The 24999-nt window shown below is 58.3% G+C and carries 24 protein-coding genes and 1 tRNA gene; 11 read left to right on the plus strand and 14 right to left on the minus strand.

Annotation, left to right across the window (positions count from 1 at the left end; translation table 11 throughout):
• Positions 1-180 precede the first annotated feature (180 nt).
• From NF685_RS13660 to NF685_RS13675, 4 genes are read right to left on the minus strand one after another with little or no spacing between them, the layout of a single operon-like run.
• The gene (locus NF685_RS13660; protein WP_252850072.1) at positions 181-495 is read right to left on the minus strand and encodes a hypothetical protein; all 315 of its coding nucleotides are present in this window, start codon (positions 493-495) and stop codon (positions 181-183) included.
• Positions 496-538: 43 nt separating this feature from the next.
• Positions 539-2023 carry an efflux transporter outer membrane subunit gene (locus NF685_RS13665; RefSeq protein WP_252850057.1) on the minus strand — a complete coding sequence of 495 codons (1485 nt, stop codon included), beginning with the start codon at positions 2021-2023 and terminating at the stop codon, positions 539-541.
• Positions 2020-5175 (minus strand): efflux RND transporter permease subunit, encoded by a 3156-nt coding sequence (locus NF685_RS13670; RefSeq protein ID WP_222547362.1) that lies wholly within the window; start codon positions 5173-5175, stop codon positions 2020-2022. The genes NF685_RS13665 and NF685_RS13670 overlap by 4 nt, the downstream gene beginning before the upstream one ends.
• Positions 5176-5184: 9 nt before the next feature.
• A complete protein-coding gene (locus NF685_RS13675; RefSeq protein ID WP_252850058.1) occupies positions 5185-6405 on the minus strand; it encodes an efflux RND transporter periplasmic adaptor subunit in 1221 nt (406 codons plus the stop codon).
• Between the two features lie 227 nt (positions 6406-6632).
• Here NF685_RS13675 and NF685_RS13680 point away from each other — a divergent pair, with 227 nt between their 5' ends.
• Entirely contained in the window at positions 6633-7268 is a 636-nt protein-coding gene (locus NF685_RS13680; protein ID WP_252850059.1) for a TetR/AcrR family transcriptional regulator, read from the plus strand.
• Between the two features lie 17 nt (positions 7269-7285).
• Here NF685_RS13680 and purF read toward each other — a convergent pair whose 3' ends face one another.
• The 6 genes from purF to NF685_RS13710 form a co-directional block, all read right to left on the minus strand.
• Positions 7286-8716 carry an amidophosphoribosyltransferase gene (purF, locus tag NF685_RS13685; protein ID WP_252850060.1) on the minus strand — a complete coding sequence of 477 codons (1431 nt, stop codon included), beginning with the start codon at positions 8714-8716 and terminating at the stop codon, positions 7286-7288.
• A 92-nt stretch (positions 8717-8808) separates the two neighbouring features.
• A complete protein-coding gene (locus tag NF685_RS13690; RefSeq protein WP_222547366.1) occupies positions 8809-9336 on the minus strand; it encodes a CvpA family protein in 528 nt (175 codons plus the stop codon).
• A gap of 70 nt (positions 9337-9406) precedes the next feature.
• Complete coding sequence (locus NF685_RS13695; RefSeq protein WP_252850061.1) at positions 9407-9886, minus strand: hypothetical protein; 480 nt, start codon at positions 9884-9886, stop codon at positions 9407-9409.
• Between the two features lie 54 nt (positions 9887-9940).
• Positions 9941-10270 (minus strand): DMT family transporter, encoded by a 330-nt coding sequence (locus NF685_RS13700; protein WP_252850073.1) that lies wholly within the window; start codon positions 10268-10270, stop codon positions 9941-9943.
• A gap of 167 nt (positions 10271-10437) precedes the next feature.
• On the minus strand, positions 10438-12354 hold the full coding sequence (gene thiC, locus NF685_RS13705; protein WP_252850062.1) for a phosphomethylpyrimidine synthase ThiC: 1917 nt from the start codon (positions 12352-12354) through the stop codon (positions 10438-10440).
• A 381-nt stretch (positions 12355-12735) separates the two neighbouring features.
• Positions 12736-12984 carry a hypothetical protein gene (locus tag NF685_RS13710; RefSeq protein ID WP_222547368.1) on the minus strand — a complete coding sequence of 83 codons (249 nt, stop codon included), beginning with the start codon at positions 12982-12984 and terminating at the stop codon, positions 12736-12738.
• Positions 12985-13265: 281 nt separating this feature from the next.
• Between NF685_RS13710 and NF685_RS13715 the strand changes: the two genes are divergently transcribed.
• Both NF685_RS13715 and NF685_RS13720 read left to right on the plus strand, forming a co-directional pair.
• Complete coding sequence (locus NF685_RS13715; protein ID WP_252850063.1) at positions 13266-14339, plus strand: quinone-dependent dihydroorotate dehydrogenase; 1074 nt, start codon at positions 13266-13268, stop codon at positions 14337-14339.
• 116 nt (positions 14340-14455) lie between these two features.
• Positions 14456-16807 (plus strand): mechanosensitive ion channel domain-containing protein, encoded by a 2352-nt coding sequence (locus tag NF685_RS13720; protein WP_252850064.1) that lies wholly within the window; start codon positions 14456-14458, stop codon positions 16805-16807.
• A gap of 115 nt (positions 16808-16922) precedes the next feature.
• On the opposite strand, the gene ubiM is transcribed toward NF685_RS13720, so the two are convergent.
• Both ubiM and NF685_RS13730 read right to left on the minus strand, forming a co-directional pair.
• On the minus strand, positions 16923-18146 hold the full coding sequence (gene ubiM / locus NF685_RS13725) for a 5-demethoxyubiquinol-8 5-hydroxylase UbiM (RefSeq protein ID WP_252850065.1): 1224 nt from the start codon (positions 18144-18146) through the stop codon (positions 16923-16925).
• Positions 18143-18751: a nitroreductase family protein gene (locus NF685_RS13730; RefSeq protein WP_252850066.1), complete on the minus strand. Its 609-nt coding sequence runs from the start codon at positions 18749-18751 to the stop codon at positions 18143-18145. The genes ubiM and NF685_RS13730 overlap by 4 nt, the downstream gene beginning before the upstream one ends.
• 78 nt (positions 18752-18829) lie before the next feature.
• Here NF685_RS13730 and hisB point away from each other — a divergent pair, with 78 nt between their 5' ends.
• The 8 genes from hisB (at position 18830) to NF685_RS13770 (ending at position 23536) form a co-directional block, all read left to right on the plus strand.
• Positions 18830-19426, plus strand: coding sequence for an imidazoleglycerol-phosphate dehydratase HisB (hisB, locus tag NF685_RS13735; protein ID WP_252850067.1), 597 nt, complete (start codon positions 18830-18832; stop codon positions 19424-19426).
• Positions 19423-19770 (plus strand): hypothetical protein, encoded by a 348-nt coding sequence (locus NF685_RS13740; protein WP_252850068.1) that lies wholly within the window; start codon positions 19423-19425, stop codon positions 19768-19770. The genes hisB and NF685_RS13740 overlap by 4 nt, the downstream gene beginning before the upstream one ends.
• Positions 19767-20408 (plus strand): imidazole glycerol phosphate synthase subunit HisH, encoded by a 642-nt coding sequence (gene hisH / locus NF685_RS13745; RefSeq protein WP_222547375.1) that lies wholly within the window; start codon positions 19767-19769, stop codon positions 20406-20408. Before NF685_RS13740 ends, hisH begins: the two co-directional genes overlap by 4 nt.
• A 41-nt stretch (positions 20409-20449) precedes the next feature.
• Positions 20450-21751, plus strand: coding sequence for a 1-(5-phosphoribosyl)-5-[(5-phosphoribosylamino)methylideneamino]imidazole-4-carboxamide isomerase (gene hisA / locus NF685_RS13750; protein ID WP_252850074.1), 1302 nt, complete (start codon positions 20450-20452; stop codon positions 21749-21751).
• Positions 21739-22500: an imidazole glycerol phosphate synthase subunit HisF gene (hisF, locus tag NF685_RS13755; protein WP_222547376.1), complete on the plus strand. Its 762-nt coding sequence runs from the start codon at positions 21739-21741 to the stop codon at positions 22498-22500. Before hisA ends, hisF begins: the two co-directional genes overlap by 13 nt.
• Before the next feature lie 180 nt (positions 22501-22680).
• Positions 22681-23022, plus strand: a complete 342-nt coding sequence (locus NF685_RS13760; RefSeq protein WP_306414231.1) for a phosphoribosyl-ATP diphosphatase — start codon at positions 22681-22683, stop codon at positions 23020-23022.
• Positions 23023-23025: 3 nt separating this feature from the next.
• Positions 23026-23415, plus strand: a complete 390-nt coding sequence (locus NF685_RS13765) for a histidine triad nucleotide-binding protein (RefSeq protein ID WP_252850070.1) — start codon at positions 23026-23028, stop codon at positions 23413-23415.
• A 45-nt stretch (positions 23416-23460) separates the two neighbouring features.
• Positions 23461-23536, plus strand: a tRNA-Glu gene (locus NF685_RS13770).
• 66 nt (positions 23537-23602) lie between these two features.
• On the opposite strand, the gene NF685_RS14385 is transcribed toward NF685_RS13770, so the two are convergent.
• Together NF685_RS14385 and NF685_RS13775 are read right to left on the minus strand one after the other, a co-directional pair.
• Positions 23603-23833: a tyrosine-type recombinase/integrase gene (locus NF685_RS14385; RefSeq protein WP_353936385.1), complete on the minus strand. Its 231-nt coding sequence runs from the start codon at positions 23831-23833 to the stop codon at positions 23603-23605.
• A 164-nt stretch (positions 23834-23997) separates the two neighbouring features.
• Positions 23998-24375, minus strand: coding sequence for a hypothetical protein (locus NF685_RS13775; protein ID WP_252850071.1), 378 nt, complete (start codon positions 24373-24375; stop codon positions 23998-24000).
• Positions 24376-24999: the final 624 nt, after the last annotated feature.

A 24999-nucleotide genomic window follows, 5' to 3' on the forward strand; every position in this document is an offset into this window, starting at 1 on the left:
TGCGGAGCGTTCGTGCCGCGATGGACCTGAGAATCTCTGACATGGTGCGCAATATTAGGCGCTTAACACGCGCAGTCCGCGACAAAACTTGGCTGGACAATAAATTAAATAATAAACCCGACATCGAACGGAAAGCCTGCATTCGAAGGCTTCCTGCTCCATGACGGGTTACTGGTCCGTTCAGTCGTCCAGCGGCTGAACGTGCGAGACCTTGCCGTAGCGATCGTAATAGATGATCGCATTGCCACGACGCTGTGCGTAGCCATCCGGCGTGCCGTCCGGGCGCTTGAACAGAATGCGGTTGGCATCCGGCTGTTCGGTTACCTTGTCGCCAGCAGGACGATATTTGAACATCGAGAAATCGGCTTCGGCCTTCGGCAGGGCCGATGAGCGGGCAAGCTGATGCATATCCGGCTTCTTCTTGCCGTCATCATCATCCTGCGCAGCTGCGAGTACCGGGGTCATGACGACCCCGATCCCGAGAGCGCAGAACATGGAGCGGTATAGTATGGACTGTCTCATCCGGTGGTTTCCTGTGTCAGCCTTTTCCTGGGGTTGAAGGCAGAGCTGCACTTGCGGCGACATCCGACGCGCTCCAGCCGCCTCCAAGGGCCCGATAGAGCGTTACCAGATTCTGGTAACGCGCCAATTGCACGACGATCAGGCTTTGTTGAGCGTCATAGAGGCTGCGCTGCTGGGTAAGCGTCGTGAGATAGGGATCGATACCCGTATTGTAGCGCATCATGGCAAGGTCATAGGCCTGCTTCGACGACTGCACCAGACCCTTCATATGTGCATCCTGCGCGAGATAGGTCTCACGCGCCGTCAGGGCATCCGACACTTCCTTGAACGCGGTCTGAACCGTTTTCTCATAAGTGGCGATTTGCGCCAGACGCCGTGCCTTGCTGACCTTGAGGTTCCCCTCATTCTGGCCCCAGGTGAAAATAGGCAGCTCGATATTGGGCGAAACCGACCATGTCTGCGCACCCGGCGTGAACAGATGCCTGAACTGGAGCGAGCTGACGCCTTCCTGCGCTGTGAGCGTTACCTTGGGGAAGAAAGCAGCGCGTGCGGCACCGATATTGGCATTGGCCCCCATCAGCTTATGCTCTTCGGTTTGGATATCCGGCCTTTGCGCAATCAGGTCCGACGGCAGACCAGCCGGCAGATCGCTCAGCAATGTCTGTGCGCCGAAGGGCTGCGGTGGAGGCAGGGTGTCGGGCAGAGGGACGCCGACCAGAAGCTGGAGCTGATGCTCGTCCTGCGCCATCTGGCGTTCGTACTGCGCCTTGTTGCTTGCTGCCTGTTCGACCTGGGTCTGGGTCTGGGCCAGCGTCAGGGCATCGGCCTCGCCGTGATCGTATTTCATCTGTGTCAGTCTGAGCGTATCGCTCTGCGACGTCAGGGTCTGATTGGTCACGCGAACGAGTTCACGGTCGGCCAGCCATTGCAGATAGGTATTGGCAACCTGCGAGACCGTACTGATCAGAACGGATTGCGCATTCATACGCGACCCAAGCAGTTCTTCGGCCTGCTGGCGGGACAGATTGCGAATGCGGCCGAAGAGATCGACCTCATACGACGAGAACCCGATCCCTAAGCCATAGTATCGCAGCATCGAGGTGCTTCGACCGAGACCCGGTGCGAAGGAGAAGCCGGCGGTTTCGGACGGAGCGAGAAACTGTCCCTGCCCCGATACGCCGATAGGCGGAAACAGCGAGGCATGCTGCACATCGTAGCTGCCCTGCGCTTCCATGATCGCTGCAGCCTGACTGCGCAGATCGCGGTTGTTCTTCAGTGCAAGCTCGATCAGCGCACGCAGACGCGCGTCGGTGAAGAAATGCTTCCACCCTATATCCGCCGCGGCCTGACCCTTGAGGGGCTGCGTACGACCTGAATCTGCCGGATAGCTGTTCTGCACCGGCTGGGTGGGGCGCTCGTATTTCGGTGCAAGATTGCACGAGGCGAGCATGGTGAACGCCATGAGGGCGCTCACCGATCTGGACTTGGTCATGAGGCTCATGCGCCCTCTCCCCGAGCGGCTTCATTGCGGTGTTCGTAGGGGTCAACGCGATCCTTCATGCGGGTTACCTTGAAGAGACGCAGGATCACAACAAAGAATACCGGGACGAAATACACGGCAAGCACGGTTGCCGAGAGCATGCCGCCAACCACGCAGGTACCGATCGCCACGCGTGCCGCCGATCCCGCGCCGGTCGCGATTGCCAGCGGGAACACGCCGCAGACGAAAGCGATGGACGTCATCAGGATCGGGCGCAGACGCTCACGACCTGCCTTGAGCACGGCGTCTTCGAGTGAATCGCCCTGTTCAAAGAACTCCTTGGCGAATTCCACGATCAGAATGGCGTTCTTGACCGACAGACCCACCGTGGTGAGCAGTCCGACCTGGAAATACACGTCGTTATCGAGCCCGCGCCATAGCGTGGCGCCGATTGCACCGAGCACGCCGAGCGGAAGGACCATCAGCACCGAGAACGGAATTGCCCAGCTTTCATACAGTGCCGCAAGGCAAAGCAGGATCACGATGGATGCGAGGGCGTAGAGAGGACCCGTCGAGCCGCTGGATGCGACCTGCTCATAGGAAATACCGGTCCATTCGTAACCGATCCCCTTGGGCAGATGGGACAGGATCTTCTCCATTTCCTGCATGGCCGCACCGGAGCTGGTGCCCGGAGCGCCCTGACCCTGAAGCTCGAAGGAGTTCAGACCGTTATAGTCTTCCACCTTCTGCGGTCCGACAATCCAGTTACCGGTGGCGAAGGCGTTGAATGGCACCATGTCTCCAGCGGTATTGCGGACGTACCATTTATTGAGGTCTTCGGGCGTCATGCGCGCCCAGGCCTCGCCTTCGATATAGACCTGCTTCACACGGTCGCTACGCATGAACTGGTTGACGTAGATCGAGCCGAACGCCCCCTGGATGGTGGTGTTGATTTCGGCATTTGTCACGCCCTGCGCATTGGCGCGCTCGCGATCAATATCGAGATGGAACTGCGGCTGATCTTCCAGACCCATGGGGCGAACCGCCATAAGACGTGGGTTTTTCGCGGCTTCGCCCAGAACCTGATTACGGGCGTTCAGCAGGGCCTGATGGCCCAGATGGCCGTTATCCTCAAGCTCAAGATCGAAACCGGCCGCATTGCCGAGTTCCATCACGGCTGGCGGGTTGATGGCGAAGATCATCGCTTCCGGATCCATCCAGAAATGCTTCATGATCGCGCCAGCAACGGACATGGTGGTATTCTTGTAGCCCGGACGCTCATCCCATGGCTTCAGACGGATGAAGAAGGCGCCTGCGCTCTGGCCCTGACCGGCGAAGTTGAAGCCGTTCATGGCAAAGACGGACTGCGCGATGTCACCGTACTGATGCATCACATAATCGGTGATCTTGCGATTGACCGCGGCTGTCTGGGCATTATTTGCGCCCGGACGCATGGTCACCTGACCGAAGATGATTCCCTGATCTTCCTCAGGCAGGAAGCCTCCTGGCACGCGCAGGAACAGGAAGACCGCGCCGATAGCGAACACGGCGAAGATGAGCATGCTGACAAGACGGCTGCGGATGAGGAGCTTGACGCCGCGCAGATAGCCATTGGTCATACGATCGAAATTGCGGTTGAACCACGCAATCGGGCCCGTCTTGTGCTCCTTGTGCGTCGGCTTGAGCATGGAGCCGCAGAGTGCGGGCGTCATGACCGTTGCGACGAGGACCGACAGCCACATGGCGGCGACAATCGTGATGGAGAACTGGCGATAGATCACACCGGTCGAGCCGCTGAACGCCGCCATAGGCAGGAACACGGCGGTCAGGACCAGCACGATGCCAACCAGAGCGCCCGTGATTTCATCCATGGACTGGCGGGACGCCTCTTTGGGAGAAAGCCCCTTCTCGCTCATCACGCGTTCGACGTTTTCCACCACGACGATGGCATCATCGACGAGCAGACCGACGGCAAGCACCATGGCCAGCATGGTAAGCGTGTTGATCGAGAAACCGAGGGCCGCAAGCACGCCGAACGTACCCAGAAGCACAACGGGAACGGCAATCGTCGGAATGAGCGTTGCACGGAAATTCTGCAGGAAGATGAGCATGACCACGAAGACGAGCGCGATAGCCTCGACCAGTGTGATCACCACTTCCTTGATCGACAGGGTAATGAAAGGCTCGGTATCCAGCGGATAAACCGTCTTCAGGCCCTGCGGATAGAACTTCTCCAGCTCGGCAATCTTTGCACGAACGGCCGTTTCGGTCGTCAGCTGGTTGGCGCCCGGCGCGAGCTTGAGCGCCATACCGACTGTCGGCAGATTGTTGTAGAACGACGTCAGATTGTAGTTCTGCGCACCGAGTTCGACGCGCGCCACATCGCTCAGATGAACCTGCGAGCCATCCTGCTGGACCTTGAGCACGATCTTCTTGAACTGCTCGGGCTCGCTCAGGCGGGTCGGGCCGATGATGGTGGCGTCGAAGCCGATTTCCTTGGTCGCCGGCAGACCGCCAAGCTCACCGGAAGACACCTGGATATTCTGCTGCTGGATGGCAGTTTGCACATCGCTCACATTGAGCGCGTATTTGTACAGTTTATTGGGGTCCATCCAGATACGCATGGCGTATTCGGAACCGAACAGCGTGTGATCGCCCACGCCGGACACGCGCGACAGCGGATCGGACACGTTCGATGCCACATAATCGGCGATATCCTGACCGGACATGCTGCTATCGGTCGAGATGAAGGCGATCACGAGCATGAAGTTCTTCACGGCCTTCGTCACGCTCAGACCCTGATTGACGACTTCCGTCGGCAGGCGGGGCTGGGCGAGCTGAAGTTTGTTCTGCACCTGAACCTGCGCAATGTCAGGGTTCGTGCCCTGTGCGAAGGTCAGGTCGATTTCCATATGGCCGCTGCCATAGGAAGACGCCGAAAGATATTCGAGATGATCGAGGCCGAACATCTGCTGCAGGATCGGGCGGACAGTCGTGTTATTGACCGTTTCAGCCGACGCACCGGGGTAGTCGACCGTGATCGCGATCTGCGGCGGTGCAATCGACGGGTATTGTGCAATCGGCATGCTGAAGATGGACACGCCACCCACAAGCATGATGATCAGCCCGATGACCCAGGCAAAGATCGGTCTGTCGATGAAAAAACGGGACATGAAGAGCTCTTATCCTGCGTGCGCGGGCTGGGCGTTATCTGACTTGCCGTCGGACGTTTTCTCGACAGGCTTCACGACGGCACCCGGGTGCGCTTTTTGCAGCCCTTCGACGATGATCCTGTCACCGTTGTTCAGGCCACCCATAACGACCCAGTCGCCATCGAGCGCGCGATCGAGCTGCACGAAGCGCATCGTAACCTTGTTGTCGCCATCGAGTGCGTAGACGAAAGGATCGCCCTTGGAATCGCGCTGCAAGGCAGGCTGCGGAATTGTGATGGCGTTGGGGTCGATCCCTTCAGCCACCTCGGCATGGACATACATGCCCGGCATGAGCAGACGGTCCGGATTGGGGAACTCGGCACGAACGACCATCGTCCCCGTGGCGGGGTCGACTGTGACTTCTGTCAGGCGAAGCTGACCGGATTTATCGTAATGGCTACCGTCTTCGAGTGTCAGCTCGACCGCAGCCGCGTTGCCAGAGACCTTTTCGAGCTTGCCGCTGGCAAACTCGCGACGCAGCCGCAACATGTCCGATGTGGCGAGATTAACGTCGACATAAATCGGGTCCATACGCGTCACGGTTGCAATCGCGTTGGTCTGACCGGCGGTCACGAGCGTACCGGGCGTGACGAGCATACGGCCGATGCGCCCGTCGATGGGCGAGCGAACCTGCGTCCAGTCCAGATTGACGGCAGCGCTGTCAACATTCGCCTTGGCCTGGGCAATGTCGGCTTCCGCCTGACGGGCGGATGAAAGCGTATTGTCGTAGTCCTGTTTGCTGACAGCATGAGCCGCAGCAAGCGGGCGATAACGCTCCAGCTGGGCGCGGATGCTCAACGCAGCGGCCTGGGCATGCAGAAGCTGCGCCTTTGCCTGGTCGTAGGTTGCCTTGAACGGCGCCGGGTTGATCACGTACAGCAGCTGACCCGCCTTGACGTCCGTTCCCTGCTCGAAGGTGCGTTTGAGGATGACGCCACCGACCTGCGGGCGGACCTGTGCCTGCTCGAATGCCTCGACACGACCGGGGAGCGATGTGCTCGTCTTCAGCGGGTGAGGATGGACCGTATAGATGCCCACGGTCTGCGGCGGAGGCGTAGGCGCGGCACCCTTGTGCTTACAGCCTGACAGGTCGAGTGTCAGGAGAGCCAAAGGGATAAGGCGCAGGGAAAGGCTCGTCGTTGCCTTGAGGCTCCAAGGCGAACGGAACGAGTAGAACGAAGATGCTCGCATGCTGGCGCTATCCAAAATTACCGATGTGCAAGAAGGGTAACCGGAAACCTTGCGCTCGCGCCAAAAAAGGTTTCGGAAACCCTTGAGTTTCTCATGCATAGGGAACTATACGGTTTCCGAACCCTGGTCAACGGACCTGAAGCAGCCCCGGAGCGGTTTTTCGCAACACGATGTCAACAACACCCCCACCCCTCAGATCGTCTGTTTCTGACCGTGAACCTGCTCTGATGCGCAAGCATTGCGGGCGTCCACCCGTGCTGTGCGAGACCGAACGACGAGAAAGAATTTTCGACGCAGCAGAAATTGTTCTGCAGCAATATGGTTATTCGGGCGCTTCGATGGACCGTATCGCGCAATGCTCGAACATGTCGAAGAAGACGCTCTACCACATGTTTGCATCGAAACAGGAAATGGTCGAGCTTCTGCTTCGTGACAGATTATTGCTGTCGGGGATGCGCGATCTCGAACTTCTGGGTGACACGGTCGAGGACCGTCTGGTTTACGGGCTCGAAGCCCTGTCGGTCGCCATGATGGCGGAAAAACGTCTGAGCCTCATACGGGTGGTGATTGCCGAGGTCTCGCGTAATCCCGAAGTCAGCCGCTTCGTACGCGAATTCTTTTCAAGTGCGGCCGGTCCGTTTCCCTTGCGCGTCTGGCTGGAACGCCTCGTTGAGGATGGCAGTCTTGTCATTGGCGATGTGGAGGAAGCATCGGACATGCTGTTTGGCAGCGCTCTGGCGACATCCGTGCTTTGCGAGCTGAGCCATTGCCGCACCAAGCAATACTGGGAAGGTCAGACGGAATATCTCCGCAAGGTCGTACGCATGTTTCTTGCGGGGCTGGAACGTGAAAACGGGGCCTGAGAGGCCCCGTTTTCCTATCAGGCGACCAGTCGCCCTTCTTTATCGACCAGCTCGATCGGGTAATCACCGGTAAAGCAGGCATCGCAATAGCGGCCCTGCGCACCTGTCCGGTCGTCGTGGCCAAGCGCACGGTACAGACCGTCGAACGAGATGAAAGCCAGGCTGTCCACGCCGATGGCTTCAGCCATTTCCTCGAGGCTGTGCGTTGCGGCAAGGAGCTGGCTCTCCTCGGGCGTGTCGATCCCGTAAAAACAGGGATGCTTCGTCGGTGGGCTGCTGATGCGCATATGCACCTCCGTCGCACCGGCTGCACGCACCATGTCGACGATCTTGCGCGAAGTTGTGCCGCGCACGATCGAGTCATCGACCAGAACGACGCGTTTGCCTTCCAGCACCGGTCTATTGGCCGAATGCTTCATACGTACGCCAAGATTGCGGATCTGGTCTGTCGGCTCGATGAATGTACGGCCGACATAATGATTGCGGATAATCCCCATTTCGAAAGGAATACCGCTCTCGACCGCAAAGCCCATTGCCGACGGCACGCCTGAATCGGGGACCGGCACGACCACGTCGGCTTCGACGCCGCTTTCGCGTGCGAGCTCGACACCGATCTGCTTGCGCGCTTCGTAGACGGAGTGATCCTCAAGGATCGAGTCAGGCCGGGCGAAGTAGATATACTCGAAAACGCAGAAGCGGGGCCTTGTCTGAGCGAAGGGACGCATGGAGCGTACGCCGTCATTATCGATGATGACCAGCTCGCCCGGCTCGACATTACGCACGAACTCTGCCCCGACGATATCGAGTGCACAGGTCTCGCTGGCGAGCATCCATCCGCCATCGGCCAGGCGGCCAAGAATGAGCGGCCTGACCCCCAGCGGGTCGCGCAATCCGACCAGAAAGTCCGGTGTCAGGGCCACAACCGAATAGGCGCCCTTCACCTGCTTGGCCGCATCGACCAGACGTTCGAGAACTGTGGCGTATAGCGAAATGGCGATGAGGTGAACGAAGACCTCTGTATCGGTGGTCGACTGGAAAAGACAGCCGCGCTTGACCAGAGCCTGTCTGAGTGTGGCGGCATTCGTGAGGTTGCCGTTATGTGCCACGGCCAGGCCGCCGAATTCGAAATCGGCATAGAGGGGCTGGACATTGCGAAGAAGCGTGCCGCCGGTGGTGGCATAACGGTTATGCCCGATGGCTCCGCTGCCCTTGAGCGTGTTCATGACCCGCGCATCACTGAAGACATCGCCCACAAGGCCCAAGCCCTTGTGCTGACAGAAACGTTCGCCGTCATGACTGACGATACCTGCGGCTTCCTGACCGCGATGCTGCAGTGCATGAAGGCCCAGTGCGGCAAGTGCGGCTGCGTCGGGAGCGCCCCAGATACCCACCACGCCGCATTCCTCGTAAGGGCGGTTCAAGGTGTCGAGTGTTTCGGGGTGCATCATCGGGCAGCGCTCCTCGGCGGGGTCACACATGGACATTCGGTGTGGGACATTCGGTATGGGGCATTCGGAATAAGGCGTTCGAGGCGGGTCGATCAGAAGGCAGCCTCATGGCCTGTTGCGGGCGGCATGGCAAGATGAAGTTGCGGGAAATATGGCATAAGTTCCTGCACCATGTGCACGCCTGTCAGGATGTAGGGACCCGAACGGCTCCCTGCAATGAGCGATTGTGCAATTGTTGCGCCAGCAAGCGACATACAGACGAGATAAAGCACAACAACCAGGATGTATCCGCGCGCGATGCCGAAGCAGCAACCAAGTATCCTGTCAGTACCTCCAACAAGAAGCGTGCGCAGTGTGGCAGCGAAGCGCTGCGCAACTGTCGAGAGCAGCAGGACCAGCACGATGAACGCGAGGATATAGGCGAGCGCCGAGGCGGCAAGCGGATCGGTAACCTTCTGCGCAAGCCAGGGCAGGATCAGCGGGGCGATGCGTGCGGCCAGTACGAAGCTGCCGATCCAGGCCGCAAGACTGAAAACCTCTTTGGCGAAGCCTCGCGTGGCACCCCATAGCGCCGAGAGGAAAAGGACGAACAGGACGGCAATATCGGCTGAGTTTTCCATGATGTATCGTTGGATAAGTCCTGTTATGCCAAAATTCTGGCAAAGAGCATGCCGGTGCGCGAGCTAACGGTCAGGGCAGCTTGGTAGAGGATGGACGCCAATATTTGCGCGTCGTCTCAGCTTCGATCGGCGTATGGCGATTAAGGCGGTTCAGCAGATTGCCAAGTTGCACCCGATGATCGATCTCGCGCCATACAGCCTCCGGATCGATACCGCGCGCTGCCCATAACCTGCCGAGCGCATCGAGAAATGCAGCACTCTGTTCGATCAGATCTTCGGGCATGTCGAGCATATAGAAGCTCGTACATCGCACCATGGCACGCGCGAGATCTTTTTTCAGGAGCGCTTCCAGATGAGGTTCGCTTACGAGTGGGGCTGCCTGGGTCGCTTTCTTCGCACGCTTTTTCGTTTTGATGGCCACAGGTGGCAGCGTTCCGGCGTTCTCCGCGCGATATTTGGACGCGTCTGCGCGATGTCTTGATGTGAGCGTATCGAGGATATGGGGTTCGACCATGGGCGCCTTCATTGCTCTGGCATAAGAACCTGCCATGGCAATCGTCAATTAAATGCGTGGAAACGTCGTTAAATTCACGCCGTTTAACCGTTAATGCATGACTGAGCGCGAAAACACGTTCACGATCACCACACCGACGATGATCAGGGCAAGCCCGATCAGAGCGGGAAGATCGAGTGCCTGCTTGAACTTGACCCAGCTTATTGCTGAAATCAGGACGATCCCCACGCCGGACCAGATGGCATAGGCGATGCCCGTCGGCATGACGCGCAGCGTAAATGACAGGGCATAAAACGAGATGCAGTAACCCAGAACGCTCAGCATTCCGGGAACGGGCCGCGTAAAACTGTCCGACATCTTGAGCATGGTCGTTGCGAAGACTTCGGAGCAGATGGCGATCATTAGGTAAAGATAGGTCATGACAATCCGGATGCGTGATCGGCGCATCCGTCTATCGTAGCACCGGCACCTTGTCACGATCACGCATCCGTGCGGCGCACGGCTGTTATCAAGTAGTCAGGTAAGAGCGGGCGAAGTGCCGGCCCCTCTCCCCGCCGCAGGAAGAGGGACCGGCGGACAGTGCCAGATCAGGCGGGTTCGACTTCGCCCGGTGCAAGGTAGAGCTTGCTGCCATGCGCCTTGAAGCTCTCTTTCATCTGCTCCATGCCCTGCTCACGCTCGGCATTGCGCCTGATATCGTGACTGATCTTCATCGAGCAGAATTTCGGCCCGCACATGGAGCAGAAATGCGCCGTCTTGTGCGCCTCTTTCGGAAGAGTCTCATCGTGATAACAGCGCGCCGTGTCGGGATCGAGCGCCAGATTGAACTGATCCTGCCAGCGGAACTCGAATCGTGCGCGTGAAATGGCATCGTCGCGTATCTGCGCCGCGGGATGCCCCTTGGCGAGATCGGCCGCATGGGCGGCAATCTTGTAGGTGATCACACCGACTTTGACGTCGGAACGATCAGGCAGACCCAGATGCTCCTTGGGTGTGACGTAGCAGAGCATGGCACAACCGTACCATCCGATCATCGCCGCCCCGATGCCCGAGGTGATGTGATCGTAACCGGGGGCGATATCAGTCGTGAGCGGACCGAGCGTGTAAAAAGGTGCCTCGCCGCACTCGCGCAGCTGTTTGGTCATGTTGATCTTGATCTTGTGCATGGGCACATGACCCGGCCCTTCGATCATGACCTGGCATCCCTTGGCCCAGGCAATGCGGGCCAGCTCCCCCAGCGTTTCCAGCTCAGCGAATTGTGCGGCGTCGTTTGCATCGGCAATCGATCCGGGGCGCAGGCCGTCACCGAGCGAGAACGAGATATCGTAGCGACGCATGATGTCGCAAATCTCGTCGAAATGCTCGTACAGGAAATTCTCGCGATGATGGGCAAGGCACCACGCCGCCATGATCGACCCGCCTCTGGAGACGATCCCGGTGGTACGACCCGCCGTCAGGGGCACGTGGGCAATGCGCACGCCGGCATGAATGGTGAAATAATCGACGCCTTGCTCAGCCTGTTCGATCAGCGTGTCGCGATAGACTTCCCATGTCAGCTCTTCGGCAATACCGCCCACCTTCTCCAGCGCCTGGTAAAGCGGTACCGTGCCGATCGGAACGGGGGAGTTGCGCAGGATCCAGTCGCGGATGTTGTGGATGTTGCGCCCTGTGGAGAGATCCATGACCGTGTCCGCACCCCAGCGGATCGACCAGACAAGCTTCTCGACTTCCTCTGCTGCCGAAGAGGTTACCGCCGAGTTGCCGATATTGGCGTTGATCTTGACGAGAAAATTGCGCCCGATGATCATGGGCTCAAGCTCGGGGTGATTGATGTTGGCCGGAATGATCGCCCTGCCCGCGGCAATTTCCGACCGGACAAATTCCGGGGTGATGAAGGCGGGTATTTCCGCGCCGAAATCCTCGCCATCGGCGCGTCGTGCCTCCGCGCCCTCAACCATTGCGGCGCGACCGAGATTTTCACGATGCGCCACGAAAATCATTTCTTCGGTGACGATACCGGCGCGTGCGAATTCGTATTGTGTGACATGGGGCGCTGCATCGCCACAGAGCACGTCGTGCGATGCCGGACATTGAGGCACGGCATGATCGCCTTTGGCAAAGCCGTTATCCTCGGGCTTGATCGCCCTTGTTTGCGTGACCGGTGTCAGCCCTCTTCTGGCGAGCCAGGATTTTCTGAGATGGGGCAGACCCAGTGACACGTCCGCATGATAGCCCGGCGCCGTATAGGGGCCGGATGTGTCATAGACGCGCACCGGAGGCTCGTTTGCGCTCGGTTCGAGATCGATTTCGCGGAAAGGCACCGTAATGTCCGGCCGGTCGGCTGGACTGGATACGACCTTGCGTGAGCCCGAGATGGGGCCGGTCGTCACCTTGCCGTGGGCTGGAGCGCTGTCGCGCCCGGACCGCACCGGGCTGTTTTGACCCAGGGTGCCTTGTTCTGAAGTGTCATGTTCGGTGGTGTTGAGCGTTGAGTCGTCCATCATGTCTCCCCTTGCGGCGTGGAGTTATGTCCGACAGCGCAAGAGCAGAGTGAATGGACGTCACGAAAGGAGATCGGTCCGCTCACACCAATCCCTACGCCGGTACGAACCGGATCAGGTTCTTCGCCCACATGCCGGGGCGAAAGGGTCGCTGCGCTGCGGTTATCCCGCGATCAGCCTCTCAGCCTCTTGTCGAGGCCCCCCCTGGTATGGGCGTGAGTGTTGCGTCCTTGTAAGGTTTCTGTCAACCGAATTAGCGCGTGGTTTGAGCCGGTCTTTCCTGGGGTTGTGTGGCAGACCGGCCATCACGCGTCTGACGATCATGCGTCTTACGCGGGCAGTTCCCGGCGCATTCCATGAATTGAAGCCAAGATGGCAGAGGGATCAGAAACGGATGTGCGAGGCACGCCCTGACATGGGCTTGAGCTGTCCGATTTCCTGATCGTGTCGGCTCATCCCGGCGGGGGTTATGTGAAAGCGCCCGTCATCGCCTACGAACACGAACCCCATGGCCTGCAGGCGCTCCAGGCAGGGTTGGTCGCGCAGCCCTTGAGGCCGGCCTATGCCTTCGCAGAGCAGGACCCTGTGGAGCGTCGAACGACAGCAGGTCTCCAGATAGGGCTCGTCCCACATGATGCTGTCTCCACTCTATGCGATTGCGCCGGGCAGGTCCGCAGCGTGCGTCCCCTCATTCCATGTTTACGGGTTGGTGAGCAACAGCGCCCGACGGGAATTCGTGTTGAAAGGGCGAGCTGTGTTGCTCTTTCCGGATCCGGGCCCGCACCACTCGCTGCACGCGATCGTGCCGGCACGCGCAGGCAAGCTGCGTGGCGATGCGATGGCCGCAAGAGGGGTCGACCCGAGCAGGCAGAGCGTTATAGAGAGGCGCATCGATCTTCTGTGCAGGATGTTTCATGGCCCATTCATTCCTCTCGACCCTGGGCACAAAGCTGTTCCATGGTCTCGATCCCGAGACTGCCCATGAGGCCGCTATCGAGGCGCTCTCCCTCGGTTTGGGGCCTAGCGCGCCGAAAGACGTGCCTGCTCTGAGCACGCGATGCATGGGGCTCAGATTTCCCAATCCTGTCGGGCTGGCCGCTGGCTTCGACAAGAATGCGAAGGCCCCGCTCGCGCTTGCGCGCATGGGGTTCGGTCACGTCGAATGCGGCACGGTTACGCCAAGACCCCAGGAGGGTAACCCCAAGCCGCGCCTGTTCCGCTTGACGGAAGATCGGGCGATCATCAATCGCATGGGGTTCAACGGCGACGGAATTGAGGCTTTCACGCGGCGTCTCGACCGGTTTCGCACCCTTCAGGCGGGGCGCAATGCATCGATCAGAGCCGTACCCGTTGGAGCCAATCTCGGTATCAACAAGATCGGTGCGAAACCGCTCGAGGATTACCCCGCTCTCGCCGCACGTGTGGCGCCGCTGGCAGACTACATCACGATCAATCTGTCGTCGCCCAATACGCCGGGATTGCGGGATCTGCAGAGCGCCAGCAGTCTGCTCGATATTCTGCAGGCCGTCACCCGACAGAATGACTCCCTGCCACCCCTGGTTGTAAAGCTCGCGCCCGACCTCGATCCGGACGCCCTGCCCGACATCGTCGAGGCTGCCATCGAAGGTGGCGCGTCGGGGATTATCGTCAATAATACGACGATCAGCCGCCCCTATTCGCTTCGCTCCCCTCTGGCCAGCGAGGCGGGTGGCCTCTCGGGACGTCCTCTGGCTCAGCTTGCCGTTCACATGCTCGGTCGTATCGTCCCGCTGGTGCGCAAGCGCATTGCCGTAATTTCCTGCGGTGGTATCGAAAGCGGCTTCGATGTGTTCGAACGTCTCAAATCGGGCGCGGACATGGTCCAGATCTATTCCGCCCTGATCTATCACGGGCCGGGCCTGGTTCAGCGCATCAAGAAAGAGCTGCTGAGCGAGCTTTATCGCGAGGGATATGAGTCCATCGGGGATCTCAAATCGAGGTCGATCTGAACCGGCGCGGAAGGCGCGGAACGAACGCAAGGCGTTTTACGCCGTTCCTAACGACACGATACGATTATTAACGGGAGGCAATCATCGATAGCTCAGCCATGACGAGGCGGCCCGCCTTGAAACTTCTCCATGGGCTTTTCCTCATCCTTGCCCTGTCGATGTCGCCAGTTCCGGCCGTGGCGGCGCAAGGGAATGCCCAGCCCTCTGCAGCGCCGCCTGCCGCGCCTCTGGCACCCTCGGCAGCCGACGGTTATGGCTGGACCACCGTCTCTGCCACACTGAACAAGCAGATCAGCTCGGCTCAGGGGCGGCTCAAGTATATCTACGGGCAACTGAACCGCACGGATATCGTGCTGGGTAGCGAAACGCTGTCGGATCTTTCGGATCAGGTGGACTCCGTGGCCTCGGTAGCGCAGTCCATCCAGACCCAGGCTGCGTCTTATCAGACCGTCTATCAGAGCTATCTGGAGATTATCGGGGACAAGGCCGAGGGCGAAAGCCCGGCGATTGTCGCACAGCGCACGCATCTGCAATCCGTGTTGCAGGATATCAAGTCGACCGTCACGCAGGGCAAGCTCCTCGGCCTTCAGGCCAAGCAGGTTCAGCTTGAAGTGCAGCGCCGCGGTGCGGTGAGTCAGCAGGCGCTTCTTTCCGAACGGATCGCCTCACCTCTCACGCTGGGGTTCTGGCGCGACCTGATCCAGGAAGGGCCAGAACTCAGGCTGACCTTCGCTCCGCCCGTCAATAACGGTTACGCCGGGGTGCTTTACAACTGGCCGGTCATGCTCGGCGCGCTTATCGGCGTCTTTGCATTGACTATCCTTGTTGCACGCCCGGTATATCGCATGTTCCGCGTTGCCGAGAGCAATATCGCGCAGCGTTTTACCGGCGAACCATTACCTGAGACGCACCAGTCCTTCATCCCCGTGGCGCTTTGCGGCCTTGCCTGCGGCGTTCTCATGCTCATTTTCTGGGAAATCGTCTCGGGAGTTCTCTCTCTGAGTGTCGGGCGCAGCCCTCTCATCATGGAGGGCATTGCAGGCATCATGCCTCTTTGCGGCTTTATTCTGGGTGCCGGTCTGCCGGCCCTGAGTCGCGCAACCGCAGTTGACGGTGTGACCCAGAATGTGACGCGTGCCCTTTGGGGTGTGGACTGGATCGTGGCTGTCTTCGTCCTGCTGCAGACGCTGTTCGTGATCGTCGGTCAGGAGAACGCGTTTCCGGTGACATCGAGGCGTCTTGTCGAAGCGGTCTTTACCATTGCCGTTTCCCTCCTTTTCGTCGGGCTCTGTCGTCGTCTTACAGGGCGAACCGATGCACGCATGGCCCCGGCATTTTACGGGCTTGCATGGCTGGTTCTGGTCATCAGCTGGTTCGCTATTGCCATCGGGTATCTCGCCTTCGCTTTTGCCGTGGCTGTCTGGGCGGTCACGCTGACCGTCAGCCTCTCCACCCTGCTTCTGCTTTCCATCGCGATGAAGGAATTCACCGCGCGTACGTTCTCGGTCGGCTCGGTTATTTCCCGCCGCCTGTCACGGCTTGGCGTTCATTCCAATCGCGTGGCCCAGTTCGGCGTGGTGCTCTCGGGGGTCTTCAACGTTGGTCTGATTATTGTTTTCGTTGCGATCTGCCTCTCTGGCGGAAAGCTCGATATTCCCGTTGTGGCCGATGCCGTGCGGGGACTCTTCGTCGGACAAACGATCAACGGCGTTCAGTTTTCGCTCAATACCGCGGTTCTGTGCATCGTTATACTGATCGTCGCCTATTATGCGATCGGGGCGTTCACGCAGTGGCTGCAAACGCGTCTTTTCCCGACGACCAATCTCGATATCGGTGCGCGTACCTCGATCCTCAACATTTTCAAATATGTTGCGTGGATCGCCGTGTTCCTCATGGTGCTGTCAGAGGCTGGCGTTACGGTCAAGAACCTGACCTGGGTGGTCAGTGCGCTCTCTGTCGGTATCGGTTTCGGACTTCAGGCGATCGTCCAGAATTTCGTATCGGGTATCATTCTTCTGGCTGAGCGGCCGATACGTGTGGGCGATCTGATCGAGCTCGGTTCGATCAAGGGGGATGTGAAGCGTATCAGTGTGCGCTCGACGGAAATCGGGCTTGGAGACGGCTCGACCATGATCGTGCCCAACTCGCAGTTCATTACCTCAGCCGTGCGCAATGCCACACTCGGTACATCGCTCAGTGCAGCTTCGGCAACCGTGACGATTTCACCGCGTGCCGATGCGATGAAGGCGCAGGAAGTCCTGCTGGCGATGATGAAAAGCCGCACGGACATCCTTCAGGATCCGGCGCCGGGCGTAGCGATTTCGGCTATTACCGATACGGGCGTAACGCTGGCCCTGTCGGCCAAGGTATCGTCGGTACGTGACGTTGGTGCAGTGACCAATGCCATCATGCTCGATGCCTATCGCGCGTTGCAGGATGCCGGGCTGGAGCTGGGAAAACCCGCCTGATTTGAGGCGCTGAACACAGAAAAGGCGGGCGAGAGAAATCATCTCTCACCCGCCTTTTTTGTTGGTTCGGTACCGTCTCAAAGACCCCACGCGGACAGGATCACCTATCGGGCATTCATCCAGCCTTGCGACGATCCATCAGGAATCCGGTTACGGCAGATTTGAGCGGTGTCAGTCGCTGTGCGACCGCAAGTCCTGCACGGCGCAGGGTCAGGCTTGGCAAGGCGTCATGCGTGTAGAGCGTGGCGATGCCGTTTGTCGCTGCAAAAAGTGGCGCGGTTGCGCGCCTGTGACGTCGCTCGAAACGCCGCAGTACCGCCGGGGCACCCGGATCGCCATCTCCCTGCGCGATTTCCTCATTCAGTATCGATTGCCCGGTCAGCCCCAGATTGAATCCATGGGCGGTGATAGGATGCATGCCCACGGCTGCATCGCCAATCAAAGCCAGTCTGGTCGTCTGGAATCGATGAGCGAACACGGTTTTAAGCGGATAGGTGCAGCGCCCGCTCTCAACACTCATCGGTCCGAGACGGCCCTGCGTGCGACGGGTGATCTCGGCGTCGAAGGCTGTCTTGTCCAGGCCGCGCAGACGGGCAATTTCATCCGGATCGAGCGTCAATACGAGAGACGAAAGATGGCCGGGTTGCTCATCGTCGGCGACCGGGAGGAGCGCGATCGTCTGCCCCTTGTCGAACCACTGCAGGGCTACGCCATCATGCGGCTGGGGATGGCGCATACGACACACCATGATTTCCTTGCCGAAATCATGCACGATTGCGCCAATCCCCCTCGCCTGACGGATGCGGGAGAACCGCCCATCGGCGGCAATCAGAAGTGCGCTCTCGATCAGCGTGCCGTCTTCCAGCAGCACCATGGCCCTGTCGGCATTGCCGGAACTCCGGCTTACCTTCCTGCCTGCAAGAATCGTCACGCGTCCCTGCTCGCGTACCGCATGATGGAGTGCGGACCGGATCAGGTGGTTTGCGACAAGATAGCCCAGCGCGTCAGCAGAGCCAGGTGGCGCCTGAAATAGGAGCGCTCCGGAAGGATGATCGGGAGCTTCCTGTCCTGACTCGATGCGGGCAGTACGCAACGGCGAGACGATGTGCGCGGGGATAAGTTTCCATACACCATTCGTTTCCAGCCAGTCGCGCGAATGATGGGTCAGGGCGATTTCGCGCCCGTCAAAGGAAGGTGCCGCGAGCACGGCTTCCGGTGTGGGATCGATGACGGCAACGCGCCATCCCTGTTCGGCAAGCGACAGGGCGCAGGCGAGACCCGCCGGCCCTGCCCCGGCGATCGTGATATCGTACGATAGAGAAGACGCTCTTGTGCTCACTTGTCCGCCCCGAACGAAACAGGCTCACCTTTCCAGACGGCCATATAATCAGCGATATCGGGACGTTTCGCGCCATGAACGGGCTTGTCGGGTGTGCCGACGAAAAGGAAACCCGCGAGGCTCTGCGTGCCTGTCAGTCCGAGTGCCTCGCGAAAGCAGGGCTGGTCTGCAAAATCGCTCGAAACCCAGAAACCACCGAAGCCCTCGGCATGGAGGGCATTGAGCACATTCATCGTGGCGGCGCCGACCGAAAGCTCCTGTTCGAGCACGGGAATCTTTCCGTCTGGTTCAAGCGCCATCACCAGTGCCACGATCATGGGCATTTCAGAGAAGCGCTGTCTGCGCTTTTCGATCTTTTTCTGCGGCACGTCCGGATCGAGCGCGACCATGGCCTTGACGACCTGTTCGGCAAATTCGGCGCGGTGCTTGCCCTTGATCACAATATAGCGCCAAGGCCTGATTTTCCCGTGATCGGGCGCACGTAGCCCCGCGGAAAGAATGCGGGCGATCTGCTCCTTGTCCGGGGCGGGCGCGCTCAGATGATCGGTAGATGCCCTCGATAGCAGGACATCTAAAGCGGGGGATGATGCGGGTGCACTGCTCATGCACGATAGATGGCAAGTTCCCGCAGGCTCGCCAAGAGGCCATCGCCTATTCGCGACGAATAGTTTATGCTTGGCATCATGACAGACGCCAGACAGTCCCGCATTATCCGCAAGACGGGTGAGACCGATATCTCCGTTGCGATCAACCTCGACGGAAGCGGTCAAGCCGACCTCAATAGCGGCATAGGTTTTTTCGACCATATGCTGACGGCACTCGCGAAGCATGGTGGCTTCGACCTTGAGGTGCGCTGTCATGGCGATCTGCACGTCGACGGTCATCATACGGTCGAGGATATCGGGATTGCGCTGGGCAAGGCTTTCGCGCAGGCGCTAGGCGACAAGAAGGGGATTACCCGCTTCGGCCATGCCCTCGTGCCGCTCGATGAGGCTCTGACCGAGGTTGTGGTCGATATTTCCGGCAGGCCTTATCTGGCATGGAATGTCAGTTTCGTTCGCGAACGTATTGGCGAGATGGATACGGATCTGTTCGAGGAATTCTACCGCGCTTTTGCCATGGCATCCTCGATCGCGCTTCATGTAACCTGCAAAGCGGGGCGCAATGCCCATCATATCGCGGAAAGCGGGTTCAAGGCGTTCGCGCGTGCTCTGCGTATGGCAGTGGCACCCGATCCGCGCGCTGCCGGCGTTATCCCGTCGACGAAGGGGGTTTTGTGAAGAGCTATCTCGCTTACCGAACCGGTTCGCAGCCTGAGCCGGTGATGATCAAGCAGGGCTTCCACTGGAGGCTCTGGTTCTTCGGTGCTCTGGGCTTTCTTGCATCGCGCTGCTGGATCTGTTTCTGCCTTGCCGCTTGCGCATCCCTGCTGATCCTGCGCGCCGCGGGGGCATATGGCTTGCCGCTTCTCGTGCTGATCAATTTAAGTCTTGCGTGTTTCGGGGCTGAGCTTTCCGGTTGGGAAGCGCGTCTGAAGGGCGGGGTTGTGGACGGTATCTGGCTTGGGCGCAACGCAGCCGATGCCAGACTGCGTTTCTTCGATCGCGAGGTCGTCGCGTCATGAGGCGGGTGGTGGTGATCGATTACGACGGCGGCAATCTGGCTTCGGCAGCACAGACCGCACGCCACGTAGTGAACGAGAACGGCCTTGATGCCGAGGTTGTCATTTCAGGCGATCCTGAGACGGTTCTTGCCGCCGACCACATCATCCTGCCCGGTCAGGGGGCGTTTGCCCATTGCGCTTCGGGACTGGACGGAGGGTTGCGCGAGGCCCTTATCGAGGCGACCGACAGGGGTACGCCTTTCCTCGGAATCTGCGTCGGGATGCAGCTGATGGCCGAATGGGGGCTGGAGCATGGCCGTACTGCTGGCCTCGGCTGGATCAGGGGCAGTATTGCCAAGATGACCCACGCACTCGATGCCGGGCTGCGCCTGCCCCATATGGGATGGAATGTTCTGGAATTCGAACCCGGAGCGCACAGACTGACAGACGGCCTGTCTCCTGGCGATCATGGTTATTTCGTGCATTCCTATGCCCTGACGGACTGGGATCCGGCGGATATCGTGGCAACGGCTGCCTATGGTGATGCGGTCCCGGCAATCGTTGCACGTGACAACAGATGCGGTACGCAGTTTCATGTGGAGAAAAGCCAGAAGACCGGGCTTACGATCATGGGTAATTTTCTGAGCTGGAAGCCGTGATCCGCTCTGCCGAACGCCTGACGCGCATTGACGAAAGCGATATGGCTGCGTTGTGCGAGATCACGACGGCGGCGATACTCGATGGCGGTGGTCTGGGGTGGTTGACCCCACCGGGAAGGGCCGTCCTCGAGCGCTATTTCAATGGCCTGCTCCTGGTTCCCGAGACGCGCTTTTTTGTCGTGCGCGACGAGACCGGCCAGATACAGGGATGCGCGCAGCTTGTCCGACCCTCGCGCAATAACGAAGCTCAGGCTCAGACCGCGCAGATACGCGGTTATTTTGTTGCACCTTATATTCGTGGTCAGGGCTATGGCTATGTGCTGGCTGAAGCAGTCATCCGCGCCGCCCGTGCCCTGGGGTGTCGTGTCCTGAATTGTGAGGTGCCGGAAACCCAGGCATCGGCCCTTTCCATGTTTCTCTCCTTCGGGTTCGAGCCCTGGGGGACGCATCCTTTCTACGCCCGCAATCATGACGGCGTCGTGCGCGGCGTTCATATGACCATGCGTCTCGACCCCGAGGCGAACCGCTCTTCCTCCAGACATACATCCCGAAAGGATCACTCCGTGGCCAGTACGGACGGCACCCTGCACCGCTCCCTCACCCTTTATCCGGCGATCGACCTCAAGGATGGAGCCTGTGTGCGGCTGAGACGCGGTGAGATGGACGATGCAACCGTTTACTCGGATAATCCTGCCGCACAGGCGCGGGAGTTTGCGCATGCCGGATGCTCGCACCTCCATGTTGTCGATCTGAATGGAGCGTTTGCCGGACGCTCGGCAAACGGTGCTGCTGTAGAGGCCATTATTGGCGCTACAGACCTGCCGGTTCAGCTTGGCGGCGGCATTCGCGACATGGCCGGTATCGCGCGCTGGCTCGATGCCGGACTGAGCCGCGTCATTCTGGGCTCAGTGGCGGTCAAGGATCCCGAACTTGTGCGCGAAGCCTGCAAGGCCTTCCCGGGAAGGATCGTTGCCGGGATCGATGCGCGTCAGGGGCGTGTGGCGACTGAAGGGTGGGCCGAGGTATCGGAGCTCAACGCACGGGACCTCGCTCTTCGCATGCAGGACGCGGGCGTGGCTGCTGTGATTTTCACTGAAATCACGCGGGATGGCATGCTCGAAGGGTTGGACCTCGATCAGACTGCCGATCTTGCACGTGCGCTCTCCATTCCCGTTATCGCGAGCGGCGGTGTCGGTTCAGCGCAGCATCTGCGCGATTTCAGACAGATTGCGCAGGAGGTGCCGGGGCTTGAAGGCGTAATCGTGGGGCGTGCGCTCTATGACGGCCGTATTTCCCTCAAGGAAGCGCTTGAGATTGTCGAGGGGGCTGCATGCTCAAGCTGAGAGTTATTCCGTGTCTCGACGTAAAGGATGGCCGTGTGGTGAAAGGCGTCAATTTCGTCTCACTGCGCGACGCAGGCGACCCTGTCGAGCAGGCGATCGTTTATGACGCAGCGGGTGCCGATGAGCTGACCTTTCTCGACATTACCGCGAGTGTCGAAAACCGTGAGACGATTTACGACGTGGTGCGTCGCACAGCGGAGCGCGTTTTTCTTCCGCTGACCGTTGGTGGTGGCGTGAAGGCGCCGGAAGACATGCGCAAACTCCTGCTTGCAGGCGCTGACAAATGCGCGGTGAACTCGGCTGCTGTCTATAATCCAGACCTTATTAACCAGTCGGCCAATCGGTTTGGCAGCCAGTGCGTTGTTGTGGCGATCGATGCCCGCTCCGATGGGAATGGCGGTTGGGAGGTCTATACCAAAGGCGGCCGCGAGCCGACAGGGATCGATGCCGTGGCCTGGGCACAGGAGGCACAGGCGCGCGGTGCCGGTGAGATCCTTCTGACCAGCATGGATCGGGATGGCACCGGCAAGGGGTTCGATCTCGATCTGCTGCGTACGGTGTGCGGCAAGATCACGATCCCTGTTGTCGCATCGGGGGGCGTCGGGTCGTTGCAGCATTTTGTGGAGGGTGCGCAGGCGGGGGCGAGTGGTCTTCTTGCAGCAAGTGTCTTTCATTTCGGCACATTCGGCATTGCAGGCGTCAAGGCTGCCCTCGAAACTGCGGGTCTTCCTGTGAGACCCGCAAACTGACAATTCGATTTTCTTTCTGACTATAGACGGATCTGCATCATGGCGCTTGCCACCAAACGTACCACACGCAAAACCGAAGGAAGCGCTGGCAAGAAGGGCGATAAGGCTGCCGGCCCGAAAGGAGCATCGGTAAAAAAACCGCGTGGCAAGAAAAACAGCCCGAAGCCCGTCGTGGAAGATATGTCGCCTGTCGATGCTCAGGTGCTCGACCGCCTGTTCGAAACCGTGCAGTCGAGACGCGGTACCGATCCGGCATTGAGTCATTCAGCAAGGCTGATGGCACGCGGACGTAAGAAGATTGCCCAGAAATTCGGTGAGGAAGCTGTGGAATGCCTTATCGAAGCCGTTGCGGGCAAGACATCCGAGCTTGTGAGTGAGAGCGCTGACGTTCTCTACCATCTGATCGTCATGTGGGTGGATGCTGGCGTAACGCCAGATGCAGTCTGGCACGAGCTCCGCCGACGCGAGGCGATGAGCGGCGTTGAGGAAAAAGCTTCCCGCCCGCGTGAAGGAAAGGAATGAGTCATGGCTGTCGATCTTGCCCTCCCCTACGATCCAGCGAACGTCTTTGCAAAAATCCTCCGCAGGGAGATCCCGGTCGCGGTTTTCTACGAAGACGACCACGCTCTTGCCTTTCCTGACATATCGCCCCAAGCGCCAATCCATATGCTCATCATTCCAAAGGGAGCCTATGTTTCCTCGGCTGATTTCGCCTTGAAAGCGTCTGACGCGGAGATTGCTGGATTTGCCCGTGCAGTTGCACAGGTTGCCGAGAAGCTCGGCCTTACGACCCTGGGCTATCGTCTGATCAGCAATACGGGCCCCGATGCTGGGCAAGAAGTCCCGCATTATCACGTGCACTTACTGGCTGGAGAAAAGCTGAGCGCAAAATTAATCAAGGAAAATACAAAATAACCCCTTGGCAGGTTCGTTCTTATCGCATAGAACGCACCTCGCCTCGTCCCATTCGTCTAGAGGCCTAGGACACCGCCCTCTCACGGCGGCAACAGGGGTTCGAATCCCCTATGGGACGCCATTTCTTCCTGAAAACCGCAGTAATCCGCCATTTTTGAGCGAAGTTTTACAGTTTTCCGGACTCATTTTACAATTTGATCCTTTCGCTCGCCGAGCGGGCCAGTTTTTCCTGATCTACAGCGCGCGTGTATCGCTCGACTTCTGCGAGAGTCGCATGGCCCGTGATGGTCGCTATTTGGTCAGTTGTGCAGCCCATCTCCGCCAGCCTTCTGGCGGCCTTTCGCAGTCCGTGTAGGTGCAGGCCATCTGCGCTATTCCTATCGCACCTAACTACACCGATATGATTGTCGGGGTGCAAGACTTCCGGTGTGGTATGACCGGTCAGTAAAAACGAACCTCATCATAGATTTCGTATAATTTATATGACGAAAAATATGATGTATACATTCTCTTTCTAAAACTTATGTCATTGCCTATAAATTACGTACGATAATTTTCTACGATTTCATGAGAATTTCTGTTTCATTTAGTTTGTATCTTCGTCAGAAATATATACTTCATGAATGACAGGTCTTTATCTTTCCGAAGAACTTCCTCTAATTCCTTTGAGCTACTCGATTCCAGCTTGACTATCAAATTTGGGAAATATGACCATTTTATAAACCCATTTTTCAGGATAAAAGAGACTTTCTCCTCATCGCCAATTTTATAATCTATAGCGTATAGTGCGTCTTTTGGCACAACTACACCGTTATGCTTAAACACAAACTTACCGCCAGCCTCTATGGCTTTTCGTTCGAAATGATTGAGTTCTGAGTTTTGATAGTCGGGATAAGAACGATAAATTTTTTTGCTGGTTTTCAGATATATGCCAATGCTCTCATCTCCATTATTTGCCAAATAATAACTCATGTTAAATGGCTTATTATTCCTCGTATAATATGTGACGTCATCTGGATAGACTGTACATGAACCGTTTGCGGGCAACACTATAGGCGTTTCGAGCGTAGCGTAGGTAAAGTATGTGTTGTTTATTGTAAAATATATTGCATACAATACCTCTGTCTTGTCTTTCTTGTTGATTAAAATCATCTCCGATATTTTCGGACTTTCTCCTTTCGAGCATGATATTGTCAGTTTATGCGATATCTTCGTACCTAGCTTCTGCCAATAAAAATAATAAGATAGGAGCGCTGCAGGTGTAGTCAGAAGAAGAAACTTCAGTGTGGCTACAGGATCTATTTCTATTTGGAGAGACACTAAGCAATATCCTTCATGGAAAATCCATTCACACGTCGAGCATTTCAGTGAACATCGCTCCTCAAACGCCTCTACGGAACCAGTCGACTATATCTTTCTATAATTAGGTTCTCTGAAAAAACCGTATCAATCTTGTATTTTCGAGCGAAGTTTTACAGTTTTCCGGACTCATTTTAGAGCCTGTTTGGAAAGTTGGAGCGGATGTGATTCAAGCTCTGGATGTGGACACCAGAGCAGAGGGCCCGAATGGCCGGGATTGCCCGC

This window comes from Asaia lannensis NBRC 102526 (assembly GCF_024054035.1).
In the GTDB taxonomy this organism is placed as follows: Bacteria; Pseudomonadota; Alphaproteobacteria; order Acetobacterales; family Acetobacteraceae; genus Asaia; species Asaia lannensis.